Raw genomic sequence first — 13,722 nt, forward strand, 5'->3', positions numbered from 1 at the left:
CAGGCGTCTTCTCCGCGTCACCGCGCCCTCCTCGCGAGCTGGTCGGCGGACGGCGTGGGGCCGCCGCCCGTGTAGGTCACCCGCCACAGGGCGGACTTGGCGTCGGAGGTGAAGAAGCCGCGCCCGTAGTCGAGGAGGTAGAGGGCCCCGTCCGGCCCGAACTTCCAGTCCATGAGGTTCTTGATGCCGTCGTTGCCGACCGGGATGATCCGCTTCAGCGTCTCGGCGTGGATCGGGAGTCCGCCGCTGCCATGGTTCCTCGGATCGGTGAGCACGGCGTGCCGCGGCTGGTCGGCGTCGTAGAAGTCGCCGACGAACCATTTGCCGTCCCAGTACGCGGGCCACTGGCCGGAGCCCGTCGCGGCGGGGTCGTAGCGGTAGACCGGCCCGTTCATCGCGGCCTGCCCGCCACCCTTCAGCCAGGGCAGCAGGTACGTGGCGTCCTCGTTCTTGTAGGAGGGGACGCCGTTCGCGTCCCTCGGGAAGTCGGGGGCGCCGCCCTGCGGCGAGTACCAGATGGTGTTGCCGGTCACCGGGGGCAGGTTGACGAGGCCGTCGTTGTTGGGGGACTCGTTCTTCGGGTGGTCGCAGTCGTACCAGCCCAGCGGCTTCGACGGGTCCGGCAGATTGCGGTCCCGGTACGGCTGCTTGTTGCCCATGCAGTACGGCCAGCCCCGGTTGCCCGCGTCGGTGATCACGGCGAACGTGTCGTACTTCGCCGGGCCCCAGGTCGTCGACGGCGCCGAGGCGTCCGGGCCGACCCAGCCCGCGTAGAGGGTGTCCGTCTTCTTGTCGACGAAGATCCGCGCGGGGTTCCGGACACCCATCACATAGATCTCGCCGCGTGTCTTCCCGCCGCCCTCGTCTGTCTCCTTCCCGGTGAAGAGGTTGCCGGCGGGCAGCGTGTACGTGCCGTCCGGCTCCGGGTGGATGCGCAGGATCTTGCCGTTGAGGTTGTTGGTGTTCCCGGCGGTGCGGCGCGCGTCGGCGAACGACACGCCCTTGTAGGCGGGCTGCGGGTTGTTGCCCGAGTAACCGGCGCTGAAGCCGCTGGAGTTGTTGTCGCCGGTCGCGATGTACAGGTTGCCCCGCGAGTCCCAGGCCATCCCACCGCCCGCGTGGCAGCAGCTGTGGATCTGCACCGGCCACGTGAGCAGCACCTTCTCGCTGCCCAGGTCCAGCTTGTTGGTCGCGAGGTCGAGGGTGAAACGGGAGACACGGCGCTCGGCCATCCGGGTGTCCCGGTTGATCCGCTCGTGCGGCGTGTAGTGCAGATACACCCAGCCGTTCTGCTGGAAGCCGGGGTCCAGCTCGATGCCCAGCAGACCCTCCTCGACCTTGATCAGCTCGTCGCCGCCGCCCTTGTTGCCGAAGACGGTGAGGGCGCCGGCCAGGGTGACCTGCTTGGTCCGCGGGTCGTAGACATGGACCTCGCCCTTGCCCTTGCCGATGTTCGGGTCGTTCCAGTCGGTGACCACCGGCTGCGAGGAGTCCGCGCCGCCGCGACCGATGTAGAGGACACGTCCGTCGGGGGCGGTGACCAGGCCGTGCGGTTCGCCGATCTGGTCGTTCTGCCCGGGCCGGTTGGGCCGGGTCAGCCGCTCCGCCTTGTAGTTCGCGTCGATCGTCGCCTTGCAGTCGGCCCGGCTCAGCCGGGACGTCCACAGCAGGGCGCCCCGCAGATGCGTACGGAAGTCGGTCTCGTCGTACGCCGACACCGTCCCGCCCATGCCCGTGTAGAAGGAGCGGCCGCCGTCGTAGTCCCGGCACCAGCTCACCGGATGGTCCCAGCCGTTGGCGCTCGCACCCGGCTGATACGTGGACTCGCGCACCCGGGCCACGGTGTGGACGGCGCCGGACGGGTTCTTCACCCAGTTGAACCACCTGTCGGGCCGCTTCCACTGCACCGGCAGATCCTTGGTGGCAGGGTGCCGCCGGTCCCCGACCTCGACCGTCGCCCGCTGCACCGATGCCGGGCTCGACGCGGCCGGGCGGGCGCCGATCAGCCCCGTGAACCAGTCCGAGTACGGCTCGGCGCGCGCCGCGTCATGGATGCCGACGAAACCGCCGCCCGCCTCCATGTACGCCTCCAGGCCCGCCTCCTGCTCCGGGTCGAGGACGTCGCCGCCTCCGGTGAGGAAGACCACCGCGTTGAACCCGCCGAGGCGGGCCCCGTCGGTGAACACGGAGGCGTCGTCGGTGGCGACGACCTCGAACCGTTCGGCCGCCGGCCCGGACAGTCCGATACGCTCGATCGCCTCGATTCCGGCGTTGACGAGCGGCGATTCCTCACCGGCGGCCGCCGATCCGTGGAAGACCAGCACCCGCGGGCCCGAGCCGCCCGGGGGTGAGCTGATCGACATCGTTGTCAGCGCGGGTTCCGGCGCGGGGCGGGCATGCGCCGCGGGGCCGGACAGCAGCCCCGCGGCCAGGACCGAGGCGGTCACCACGGCCGCCCAGGGCCGTCTTCCCCGCGTTCTCGTGTCGCTCAACCCTCGTAAGTACATGGGCACCTCCTCGGTCACAGCCACAGCGCCAAGGAAGTTAGACCCCTTTGCGCGGCACGCCAATATGTATGACCGGAATGCCATGAACTTTGTCCTGGGTGTGGATAAACACCCGTCAGGCCGCTACCGTCTCACAGGTTCACCACAGGCTCAGGCGCGTTGTCGTAAATGTCGTACTCGCATGGGGAGTTCCGGATGGACGGACTGGACAGACGAGGCTTCAACCGACGGCTGTTGCTGGGTGGCGCGGCCGCCGCGACATCGTTGTCCATGGCCATCGACACCATCGGCGCCCCCGAGGCCGCGAGCGCCGACACCGCCGCGCGGACCGCCCCCGCGGGCGGCGAGGTCCGGCACATCAAGCTGTACGCCGAGAAACTGGCGGACGGGCAGATGGGCTACGGCCTGGAGAAGGGCAAGGCGTCCGTCCCCGGCCCGCTGATCGAACTGAACGAAGGCGACACGCTGCACATCGAGTTCGAGAACACCATGGACGTCCGGGCGAGCCTGCACGTCCACGGCCTGGACTACGAGACCTCCAGCGACGGCACCGCCCTCAACAAGAGCGACGTCGAGCCCGGCGGCACCCGTACGTACACCTGGCGGACGCACGCACCCGGCCGGCGCAAGGACGGCACCTGGCGGGCGGGCAGCGCGGGCTACTGGCACTACCACGACCACGTCGTCGGCACCGAACACGGCACGGTCGGCATCCGCAAGGGCCTCTACGGCGCCGTCGTCGTCCGCCGCAAGGGCGACGTCCTGCCCGACAAGACCGTCACCGTCGTCTTCAACGACATGCTCATCAACAACAAGCCGGCCCACACCGGACCCCACTTCGACGCGACGGTCGGCGACCGGGTGGAGTGGGTCGTCATCACCCACGGGGAGTACTACCACACCTTCCACCTGCACGGACATCGCTGGGCCGACAACCGCACGGGCCAGCTGACCGGCCCCGACGACCCCAGTCAGGTCATCGACAACAAGATCTGCGGCCCCGCCGACTCCTTCGGCTTCCAGGTCATCGCCGGCGAGGGTGTCGGCGCCGGCGCCTGGATGTACCACTGCCACGTCCAGAGCCACTCCGACATGGGCATGGTCGGCCTGTTCCTGGTCCGCAAGCCGGACGGCACGATCCCGGGGTACGAGCCGCACGAGCACGCGCAGGACACCAAGCAACAGGGCAAGCAGGAGCACGCGCACTGAGTCCTGCCCGCGCGGTCGGACGCGACCGCGCGGACCTCACCCCCCGCGCCCCGCCTCAGCCCCCGCCGATGTCCAGCACGTCCCACTCGGTGCTCGACCGGTCCCGGACGTAGAGACGCGGCCCCCGCGACACGACTTGTCGCGGGCGGTCCAGCGGAGTGCCGTCGGCGCACGCCACACGGCTTGTGCTCAGGACGTCGACCGTGGCCTCGCCGAGCGAGGCGAGGACCACGCGGTCGCGGTCCCGGCGGTACCCGCCGAGGAACGCGACGCGTTCTCCGTCCACGGCCACGCCCGACGCGCCCCGGACCGGCGTCGTCCGCAGTCGCGGCGGTCGGCTGTCCCGTACCTCCACCAAGGGGAAGGACGTGTACGGATACACCCAGGCCACTCTCCGGTCCACGTTCAGCGCGTAGCAGTCGGCGATCCAGTCACCGCCGGGCGGCGGGCGGTACTCCCACAGTGCCTCGCCCGTGGCGCTCCAGCGGCGCGCGCCCGCCGCGCTGAGCGGATCGTCGCCGAACACGCCCTCGTCGAAGTACCCGATCCACAGGTCGCCGGACTCGTCGGTCAGCAGATGCTCGATGGCGTCGCCGACGCGGAACGTCCAGGACGGGCGCCCCAGCGCGTCGAAGACCTGGACCTGCTCGTCACCCGCCCGACTGCGGGCGTCGGCGACCACGAAGCCGCCGTCCGGGAGCGAGTCGACCTTGGGATGACGGGCGGTCACCGAACTGAGCGCGGTCTCGTACGAAGCGCCGTCGTCGACGGTGACGACCATCGCGTCGTACGGCCCCGGTGTTTCCTCGGGCGTCCTCAGCAGCCAGTGGGCACGGCCGAAGGCGTCGACCGTGCTGTGGAGAAGACGCAGATCGTGGTACGCGCGCGGGAGGCGGGCGTACGGGGCGAGGCGGTCAGGCGTCATGGGCCTTTCTCATGGTCATACGGGGATCCTCACGGCCGCCCCGGCCCCGGCGCAACCGAATTCCCGCGGACGCCTCCACCCGGTCCGGGAGCGCTCTCAGGCCGACCCGGGCGAGGCTATCCTGATCCCCACCCGCTCTTGAGGAGTCCCGAAGTGACCGAGGCAGTGTCGCGTCCCACGTTGGAGGCCGTGGCCGCGCGCGCCGGGGTGTCACGGGCCACCGTGTCCCGTGTCGTGAACGGGGGCGACGGCGTCCGTGAGCCGCTGGTGGAGCGGGTGCGCCGGGCGGTCGAGGAACTCGGCTACGTCCCCAACCAGGCGGCCCGCAGCCTGGTCACCCGGCGTCACGACGCGGTGGCCGTCGTGATCGCCGAACCGGAGACCCGGGTCTTCGCGGACCCCTTCTTCGCCCTCCAACTGCGCGGGATCAGCAAGGAACTGACGGCCCATGACTCCCAGCTGGTCCTGCTGCTCACCGAGGGGCCCGAGGACTACGCGCGGGTCGGCCGGTATCTCGCGGGCGGGCATGTCGACGGGGCGCTCGTCTTCTCCCTGCACCTCGACGACCCGCTGCCAGGATTGATCCGGGGCGCCGGTGTGCCGACCGTGTTCGGCGGACGGCCCGGCTGGGGCGACGGCTCGCGCGGCGACGGCCCCACCGTCTACGTCGACAGCGACAACCGGGGCGGAGCACGGGACGCCGTACGGCATCTCGTCGGACTCGGCCGCACCCGGGTCGCCCACATCACCGGCCCCCTCGACCAGACCTCGGCGGTCGACCGCCTCGACGGCTTCCGCGACGTCATGGTCGACACCGACCCGCGGCTGATCGTGGAGGGCGATTTCACCCCGGCCGGCGGTGAGCGCGCGATGCGCGTCCTCCTCGACCGCTGCCCCGAGGTGGACGCGGTGTTCGCCGCGAACGACCTGTCGGCCTCCGGCGCCCTGCGGGTCCTGCGGGAGCGGGGGCGGCGGGTGCCGGAGGACGTGGCCGTGGTCGGCTTCGACGACATGCTGCCGGTGGCGGAGAGCGCCGAACCGCCCCTGACGACGGTCCGTCAGGACATAGAGGAGATGGGGCGGTTGATGGCCCGGCTCCTGCTGCGGGGCCTCGACCGACGCGGCCGGGACGAGGACGCGGACCCCGGTCCGGGCAAGGGCCTGGGCGGCGCGCCGTCCAGCGTCGTCCTCCCGACGACACTGATCCGCCGCGCCTCCGCGTGAGCCGCGGGGCCCAGGACCTGTCTGCCGGACCCCCTCGGGCCCGCGGCTCGCACGGGGCCTACGCGCCCACCGTCACCGTGAACCGTCGTGGGTTGCCGTCGTGCGCCGCGCCGGACACGTCCGGCTGGCCGTCGGGTCGTACGTCGTCGTACGGGAACGCGTACCCGATGGGCGAGTTGGCGTGGACGACACGCGACCAGTGGTTGGTCACGGTTCCCCGGTAGTAGTCGTTCGCCGTGGATCCGTTCGGCTGTGTGGGGTGGGTGAGCATGAGCGAGCGGTTGAAGCCGGCGGCGATCCGGGCGAGGAGGGCCTTCTTGGGGTCGGGGTCGCCGGGATTGTTGGCGAACGGGCCGTGGTTGCAGGTGAAGATGTCCTTCGAGGTGGGCCTGGTGAACGAATGGCCCCCGGTGAAGGTGAGCCGGTCGCCGGCGACCCGGCCGGTGAGCACGCCCCGGCCGCCCTGGAGGTCGATCCGCAGGTCGGTCGAACGGTACTTGTCCCACACCTGGTTGATGTACGCGTCCCAGTAGGAGCGGAACGGCATCTGGTCCGGCCGGTCGAAGTACGGCGCCATCAGATTCTGCGGGGAGATGACTCGCAGGACCCTGCCGTCGCCGCCCCGGATGACGAGCCGGTCCCACGGCTGGCCGTCCCTCGCGGCCTGGGCCACCAGGTCCGCGGCGATCCGGTCCACGGCGCCGCTCGGCAACGGTGCCACGGTGTGCGTGGCGTCGCCCTCCAGGGTCAGGCCGATGGGGAGGGCCGTCACCAGGTCGACGTAGCTGATGTTGGCGAACAGTTGGGTGGTGTCGAACGTGAACTCGCAGAACGACCACGTCCGGCCGAAGTTGGGGTCGGCGGGGGTGGCGAACGCCGGCTCGACCAGCGCCGGGCCGGGGTTGAGGAAGAAGTCCAGGGTGTTGTCGCGCACGAAGTAGACGCGGGCGCCGAACATCTGGGGGAGTGTCAGCACGACGGGCGCGGAGCCGGCGGGGCCGAGCGGGATGGCGCAGTCCACCGGCAGCGGCGTCTGCGGCGCCGACGGCGAGGTCGGCCGGTAGACGCTGCCGTTGGCCCGCAGCAGCACCCAGGCGCCGGTCGCCTGTTCGTGCCCGGTGACGTACGCCCGGACCGTGCCCGGCAACGAGGCGTTGCGCAGCGCCAGTTGGCAGGTGGCGGGAGCGGCGGCCCGGGCGGGAGAGCTGAGAGCGCTCCCGAGCACGGTCGCGCCGATCACGGTGGCGGTTCCGGCGAGGAACCTACGACGAGAGAGCATGGTGGGGCCTCCTGGGAGTGGGGAGTGGAGGCACAGGGGGTGGGGCCCCTGCTGTGGTGCCCCCACTGTTCCCAGGGGAGGTTGAGCCGTCAAGACTTATGACTGAGAGCGCTCCCAGAACTTTTCGGTGTTCGAGACTTGACGGCTGATGGGACGGTTCTCAGGTGCCTGGACTCGCCCCGCTCAGCGGATCCCGCCACCGGCCCGACCCGCCACCGGCCCGACCCGCCACCGGCCCGACCCGGCACCGGCGGACCGCTGCCGGTCTCCCGCGCTCTCAGCCCTGCGGCGGCGCGCTCTTGATCACCGCGAAGCGGGCACCGTACGGGTCGGTCAGCTTGGCGATGCGGCCCACACCCGCCAGGTCCGTCGCGGGCATACGGACGCCGCCGCCGCGCTCCTGTGCCCTGCGCACCGTCTCGTCCGTGTCCGTGACCTCGAAGTACGGCAGCCAGTAGGGCCCGGACTCCGCCTCGGTGGGGTCCGCGTCCAGCGGGACGATGCCGCCGAACATGTCCCTCTCCTCCTTGCCGGCCGGGTTCACACAGGTGTAGCTGCCGCCCGCGAAGTCCATCGACGAGGTCTCCCAGCCGAACACCGCGTTGTAGAACCCCGCCGCGGCCGGCAGGTCGGGGGTGTACAGCTCCACCCAGCACAGCGAACCGGGCTCCATGACGACGTCGAGGCCCGTGGTGCGACGGGGCTGCCAGATACCGAAGGGGACGCCCGCCCGGTCGGCGAGGATGGCCATCCGGCCCTCCTCCGCCACATCCATGGGTGGCATCAGCACCGAGCCGTGCGCCCGCTCGGTGGCCTCGGCCGTGGTGTCCGCGTCCGGCGACTGGAAGTAGACGTTCCACGACGGCGGGCCCTGCTCCGGGGGATTCTGCATCCCGGCAGCGGCCGTGCGGCCGTCGAGCTGGAAGAAGCCGTAGCCGCCCATCTCGGGGCCGGCCGACCGGAAGTCCCAGCCGAAGAGATGGGCGTAGAACGCACTGGCTCCCTCGATGTCGGGGGTGCCGAGGTCGATCCAGTTCGGGGCGCCGGTGACAAAACGGGTGGTGAGCATCCTGGCCCTCCTCCGAGGGGTCCGTGAGGGGTCCCACTGCCTTTTCTGTCGAGTCTCGCACCGCCCGCTGACAATCGCCGGGGAGCCACGGCCGGGGCTCGGCCGTCGGAGGGGTCACCGAGGACAGGTCCGCCGCGGCGGGAGTGGGCATTCCGCGCCGCCCAGATGCGATGGCCGGGGAGCCGGGAGCCGGGAGCCGGGAGCCGGGGGCCGGGGGCCGGGAAGCCGGGAAGGCGGGCGGTCGGGCGGCCGGGGGCCGGGAAGGCGGCGGCTGGGGGCCGGGAAGCCGGGAAGGTAGGCAGCCGGGAGGCCGGGGCCACGCAGCCGGGCGGTCCCGCAGGCGCCCGCACGCCTCCGCGCGCCGCCGTGCGCGGGGGTGCCCTCCGGAGCGACCATCAAGGGTCCGGGCCGCCGTGTTGATGCGGCGTTGATCGAACGTTTTTCGTCGACCGGCACGATCCTCTCCATGCACATCGACACGATCACCCCGGTCGACATCGCCTGGCAGGAGCGGGCGCTGTGCGCGCAGACGGGGGCCGACTTCTTCTTTCCCGACCCCGGCAGCTCGGTGCGGGAAGCCAAGCGCATCTGCGGCATGTGCGAGATGCGCACCGCCTGCCTCGACTACGCCCTGGCCAACGACGAGCGCTTCGGCGTCTGGGGCGGCCTGTCCGAGAAGGAGAGACTGCACCTGCGGCGTGCCGGACGCGGCTGACGCCGGGTGACGGGTCTCCGTCCACCCGGCGTCAGCCGCGTCCCGCGCGGGGGTCACGCCTTCCCGCGCGCCACCATCCGGGCCTTGCGGGCCGCGAGCTTCTCGTCGAACTTGCGGGCCTCCGCGTCGAGGCCGCCCAGGTAGAGGCCGAGTTCCTCCTGGGCCTTCATGCCCTCGGGGCCGAGGCCGTCGATCTCCATGATCTTCAGGAAGCGGATGACGGGCGCGAGGACGTCGTCGTGGTGGATGCGCAGGTTGTAGACCTCGCCGATGGCCATCTGCGCGGCGGCGCGCTCGAAGCCGGGCATGCCGTGGCCGGGCATGCGGAAGTTGACGACGACATCGCGGACGGCCTGCATGGTGAGGTCGGGCGCGAACTCGAACGCGGCCTTCAGCAGGTTCCGGTAGAAGATCATGTGGAGGTTCTCGTCGGTCGCGATGCGAGCCAGCATGCGGTCGCAGACCGGGTCACCGGAGTGGTGGCCGGTGTTGCGGTGCGAGACGCGGGTGGCCAGCTCCTGGAAGGCGACGTACGCGACCGTGTGGAGCATCGAGTGCCGGTTGTCCGACTCGAAGCCCTCGCCCATGTGGGACATGCGGAACTCTTCGAGCTTGTCCGGGTCCACCGCGCGTGAGGCGAGCAGGTAGTCGCGCATCACGATGCCGTGCCGGCCCTCCTCGGCGGTCCAGCGGTGCACCCAGGTGCCCCAGGCGCCGTCACGGCCGAAGAGCGTGGCGATCTCGTGGTGGTAGCTGGGCAGGTTGTCCTCGGTCAGCAGGTTCACCACGAGGGCGATCCGGCCGATCTCGCTGACCTTCGACTGCTCCTTCTCCCAAGGCTCGCCGTCCTCGAAGAGGCCGGGGAAGTTACGGGCGTCGCTCCACGGCACGTACTCGTGCGGCATCCAGTCCTTGGCGACCTTCAGATGCCGGTTGAGCTCCTTCTCGACGACTTCCTCCAGCGCGTACAGCAGCCGCGCGTCGGTCCAGTCGGAGGACGGGCTGCCGAGAAGAGGGGAAGTGAGCGACACAGAGGCTCCAGGGGGACGACCGGGGGATGAACACATGTGCGGTCACGCGCGCGTGGCCGAACCTACGGCATCGTAGGCTACGAATCCGTAGGTTACGAAGACGTAGGTTAAGTACGCGGTAAAGACCCCTGATCAGAAACGCCTTGCACCGGGCGGGGCGGGTATGCCGAACGGCCCCTGGACGCGCAGGTCCAGGGGCCGAAACGGTGAGGCGGTCACTCGGTCAGACGTACAGCTCCCGCAGGCGCACCGAGAGGCATGTCACACAGCCCTCCAGCTTCTCGAACTCGCTGATGTCGACCAGGACGGGCTCGTAGCCGAGGTCGGCGTACAGCTCCGCGGTCTTCGGCGCGCTCGCCGCCATCAGCAGCTTGTCGCCGCCGAGCAGCACCACGTGCGCCCCGGCCTCCTCCGGCACCGGCAGGAAGCGCCCGAACAGCGACGGCGTGTCCATCTTCGGGATGTGCCCGACGACCGTGCCGTCCGGGAGCGCCGTGACCGCCGACTTCAGATGCAGCACCTTGCTCACCGGCACGGACACGACCCGCGCCCCGAGCGGCTCGAACGCCGCCCGCAGCTGCTGGACCCCGGCCGCGTTGGTACGCCCGCCGCGGCCGACGAAGACGGTGTCGCCGACCTTGAGGACGTCGCCGCCCTCCAGCGTGCCCGGGTCCCACACCCAGTTCACCGAGCAGCCGAGCGCGGCCACGGCCTCCTCGGTCCCGGCGGTCTCCTCCCGCCGGGACTCGGCACCGGGGCGCGCGATCAGCGCCACGTTCTTGTACATGACCACCGTGTCCTCGACGAACACCGAGTCCGGGCAGTCGTCGGCCGGGTCCACCTCGATGGTCTCCCAGCCGTGGGTGCGCAGGGCCTCCCCGTACGCCTCCCACTGCTCGACCGCGAGGTCGACGTCCACCTCCGCGCGTTCGATGTGCGTGACGAGGCCCTCTGCCAGGCGGGGGCTGGGACGACGGACGAGGGCCTTCTTGCTGGGCACGTGTGGGACTCCGAATCGAACGAGGGTTTTCCGGCGCCCGTGAAGCGACGCCGGTCCGCCATCATGCAGCTCCGCCCCACCAGGACAAAACCCCCGGACGCAGGCTGTGCCCCTCCTGAGATACTCGGTGGTAGCCGGGGCCGGGCGTCCGGTGGCAGGGATCGTCCGCCGGGATCAGCCGGTCGTCGCCAGCTCCTCCGGGGTCGTGGTGCGCAGGCCTCCCTCCTCCAGCAGCAGCCACCGGGTGATGCCCAGGGACTCCAGGAACGGCAGGTCGTGGCTGGCCACGATCAGCGCTCCCTCGTACGACTCCAGTGCCGTCGTCAGCTGGCGCACGCTCGCCATGTCCAGGTTGTTCGTCGGCTCGTCCAGCATCAGCAGCTGCGGGGCGGGCTCGGCGAGCATCAGCGCGGCGAGGGCCGCGCGGAAGCGTTCCCCGCCGGACAGCGTCGCCGCCGGCTGGTCGGCGCGGGCACCCCGGAACAGGAAGCGGGCCAGTCGGGCCCGCACCCGGTTGTTGGTGGCGCCCGGCGCGTACCGGGCCACGTTCTCGGCGACGGTCAGGTCGTCGTCGAGAACGTCGAGCCGCTGCGGCAGGAACCGCAGCGGAACGTGTGCCCGCACCTCGCCGCCCACCGGCTGCAGCTCGCCCGCGATGGTGCGCAGCAGCGTGGTCTTGCCCGCGCCGTTGCGCCCGACGAGCGCGATCCGCTCGGGGCCCCGCAGATCGAGGCCGCCGTCCACCCTGGCCCCGTACCGCAGCCGCAGGTCCAGGGCGGTGAGCACGGTGCGGCCGGGCGGTACGGCCGTGTACGGCAGGTCGACGCGGATCTCGTCGTCGTCCCTTACGGCCTCCACCGCCTCGTCGAGCCGCTCCTTGGCCTCGGCGAGCTTCTCCTCGTGCATGATGCGGTGCTTGCCGGCGGACTCCTGGGCTGCCCGTTTCCGGGCCCCCATGACGATCTTCGGCTCGCGTTTCTGCTCGAACATCTTCTGGCCGTACCGCTTGCGCCGGGCCAGCTTCACCTGGGCGTCGACCAGTTCGCGCTTCTGCTTCTTCAGATCGGCCTCGGCGACCCGCACCATCCGTTCGGCCGCCTCCTGCTCGGTGTTCAGCGCCTCCTCGTAGACGGAGTAGTTGCCGCCGTACCAGGTGACCTCCCCGGAGCGCAGATCGGCGATCTGGTCGACCAGGTCGAGGAGTTCCCGGTCGTGGCTGACCACGATCATCACCCCGGACCACGCCGAGACGGCGTCGTACAGCCTGCGGCGGGCGTACAGGTCGAGGTTGTTGGTGGGTTCGTCGAGGAGCAGGACGTCCGGGCGGCGCAGCAGCAGCGCGGCCAGGCGCAGCAGCACGGACTCGCCGCCCGAGATCTCGCCGATCGTGCGGTCCAGGTCGATGTGACCGAGCCCGAGTTGACCGAGGGTCGCCAGGGCGCGTTCCTCCACGTCCCAGTCGTCGCCGACCGCCGCGAAGTGCTCCTCGGCCACGTCGCCCGCCTCGATGGCGTGCAGCGCGGCGCGGGTCGCGGCGATGCCGAGCGCCTCGTCGACGCGCAGCGCGGTGTCGAGCGTGACGTTCTGCGGGAGGTAGCCGATCTCGCCGGCCGCCCGGACCGTGCCGTCGGTGGGGGTCAGTTCCCCGGCGATCAGCTTCAACAGGGTGGACTTGCCGGACCCGTTGACCCCGACGAGCCCGGTCCGGCCGGGGCCGAACGCGATCTGGAGGTCCTCGAAGACGGGCGTGCCGTCGGGCCAGGCGAAGGACAGGGAGGTGCAGGTGAGGGAAAGGGGAGTAGACATAAGGGCCTCGCGGTTGCTTGCGGTGGTCGGGGCAACGCGTGCGGACACCGCGGGGCGACACAGTCGAGGCGAGGGCGAACCCGCTGGGGCGGGGCCGGAAGAAGGCCCGCTGCCGGGGGACGGCTCGTACGCCGAGGTCGCACGCAACGCACACAGGAAGCCGGGATACGGCGATGATGTGTGGCGCGGTGTCTCAGGACCTCAGACGAGCAACGTCCTTCTCCAATCGACGGCAACAGGACCGCTGTACAAGGTAGGAGGGCGTTATGGGGGTGTCAACGGATTAAATCGGCACCCGGAACCGGCCGCCCCCGGCATGGGCGGGGCGGCGTCGGGAGGCGTGGTCTCAGCAGGCGTCCCGCATCAGCTCGGCCAGGTCGCGGTCCAGGTCGACCTGGTGGTGTTCCAGGCCGAGGGGCACCAGCTCGGTCGTCCGGTCCAGGAAGCGGCGCACCTCACCGGCGAGGACGTGCACCACGGCGGTGCCCTCCGGGGCGTGGAACTCCATGACCAGCCGCTCGTAGCCGTAGGGGCGGACGCGGACGTCCCCGTGGCCGACGGCCTCGTCCATGCCGGTCACCAGGAGTTCGCGGGCGAAGGTCCAGCAGACCTCGACACCCTCCAGCGTCGCCGGGGCGGGGAACGTCATACGGACGGCGAACGGGTCGCTCCGGTCGTAGTGGAGCGTGGCGGGAATGCTCGGCATCCGCGGCGCGGCGGCGACGAGACGGGCCTCGACGGGCTGCTCGATGACGGTGGACAACGCCTTGCTCCCTTGTGACGGATGGACGGACTCCGGACGACATGGCCGGTCATGTGAAGAGACGCTGGATCGGACCGATGCGTGCACGCGGGCTTCGAGTGACCTCTGTCACCGAGTCCAATCACCGAGGTGATCCATTTCTCGTCCCGGCGTCCCGGGATACCCGTGAGGACACCGGACACGGCCCCGCGGTT

General features: G+C 70.9%; 11 protein-coding genes. 3 read left to right on the forward strand and 8 right to left on the reverse strand.

All coding sequences use genetic code 11. From position 1 onward, the window contains the following. Nucleotides 1-17: 17 nt before the first annotated feature. Nucleotides 18-2,507 (reverse strand): ThuA domain-containing protein, encoded by a 2,490-nt coding sequence (locus M8J73_RS24525; RefSeq protein ID WP_079054738.1) that lies wholly within the window; start codon nt 2,505-2,507, stop codon nt 18-20. Nucleotides 2,508-2,702: 195 nt separating this feature from the next. On the opposite strand from M8J73_RS24525, the gene M8J73_RS24530 reads away from it, so the two are divergent. Next, complete coding sequence (locus M8J73_RS24530; RefSeq protein WP_055537858.1) at nt 2,703-3,716, forward strand: multicopper oxidase domain-containing protein; 1,014 nt, start codon at nt 2,703-2,705, stop codon at nt 3,714-3,716. Between the two features lie 55 nt (nt 3,717-3,771). On the opposite strand, the gene M8J73_RS24535 is transcribed toward M8J73_RS24530, so the two are convergent. Beyond that, nucleotides 3,772-4,641: a hypothetical protein gene (locus M8J73_RS24535; protein ID WP_055537857.1), complete on the reverse strand. Its 870-nt coding sequence runs from the start codon at nt 4,639-4,641 to the stop codon at nt 3,772-3,774. Nucleotides 4,642-4,794: 153 nt separating this feature from the next. Here M8J73_RS24535 and M8J73_RS24540 point away from each other — a divergent pair, with 153 nt between their 5' ends. After that, entirely contained in the window at nt 4,795-5,865 is a 1,071-nt protein-coding gene (locus M8J73_RS24540) for a LacI family DNA-binding transcriptional regulator (protein WP_055537856.1), read from the forward strand. A 58-nt stretch (nt 5,866-5,923) separates the two neighbouring features. On the opposite strand, the gene M8J73_RS24545 is transcribed toward M8J73_RS24540, so the two are convergent. Both M8J73_RS24545 and M8J73_RS24550 read right to left on the reverse strand, forming a co-directional pair. After that, nucleotides 5,924-7,144, reverse strand: a complete 1,221-nt coding sequence (locus M8J73_RS24545) for a glycoside hydrolase family 64 protein (protein WP_055537855.1) — start codon at nt 7,142-7,144, stop codon at nt 5,924-5,926. A gap of 277 nt (nt 7,145-7,421) precedes the next feature. Beyond that, complete coding sequence (locus tag M8J73_RS24550; RefSeq protein ID WP_249829062.1) at nt 7,422-8,213, reverse strand: VOC family protein; 792 nt, start codon at nt 8,211-8,213, stop codon at nt 7,422-7,424. Between the two features lie 466 nt (nt 8,214-8,679). Here M8J73_RS24550 and M8J73_RS24555 point away from each other — a divergent pair, with 466 nt between their 5' ends. Then, on the forward strand, nt 8,680-8,928 hold the full coding sequence (locus M8J73_RS24555) for a WhiB family transcriptional regulator (protein ID WP_180303658.1): 249 nt from the start codon (nt 8,680-8,682) through the stop codon (nt 8,926-8,928). A 53-nt stretch (nt 8,929-8,981) separates the two neighbouring features. Here M8J73_RS24555 and M8J73_RS24560 read toward each other — a convergent pair whose 3' ends face one another. The 4 genes from M8J73_RS24560 to ssgD all read right to left on the reverse strand — a co-directional run bounded on the left by M8J73_RS24560 (nt 8,982) and on the right by ssgD (nt 13,528). Continuing rightward, nucleotides 8,982-9,995 carry an acyl-ACP desaturase gene (locus M8J73_RS24560; RefSeq protein ID WP_283946964.1) on the reverse strand — a complete coding sequence of 338 codons (1,014 nt, stop codon included), beginning with the start codon at nt 9,993-9,995 and terminating at the stop codon, nt 8,982-8,984. 187 nt (nt 9,996-10,182) lie between these two features. After that, nucleotides 10,183-10,959, reverse strand: a complete 777-nt coding sequence (gene ddaH, locus M8J73_RS24565) for a dimethylargininase (protein WP_055542795.1) — start codon at nt 10,957-10,959, stop codon at nt 10,183-10,185. A 174-nt stretch (nt 10,960-11,133) separates the two neighbouring features. Then, the gene (locus M8J73_RS24570) at nt 11,134-12,765 is read right to left on the reverse strand and encodes an ABC-F family ATP-binding cassette domain-containing protein (protein WP_055542796.1); all 1,632 of its coding nucleotides are present in this window, start codon (nt 12,763-12,765) and stop codon (nt 11,134-11,136) included. A 346-nt stretch (nt 12,766-13,111) separates the two neighbouring features. Beyond that, nucleotides 13,112-13,528 carry a spore wall synthesis regulator SsgD gene (gene ssgD, locus M8J73_RS24575; protein WP_055542797.1) on the reverse strand — a complete coding sequence of 139 codons (417 nt, stop codon included), beginning with the start codon at nt 13,526-13,528 and terminating at the stop codon, nt 13,112-13,114. Between the last annotated feature and the right edge of the window lie 194 nt (nt 13,529-13,722).

Source organism: Streptomyces neyagawaensis, assembly GCF_023516595.1.
Taxonomy (GTDB): Bacteria; Actinomycetota; Actinomycetes; order Streptomycetales; family Streptomycetaceae; genus Streptomyces; species Streptomyces neyagawaensis.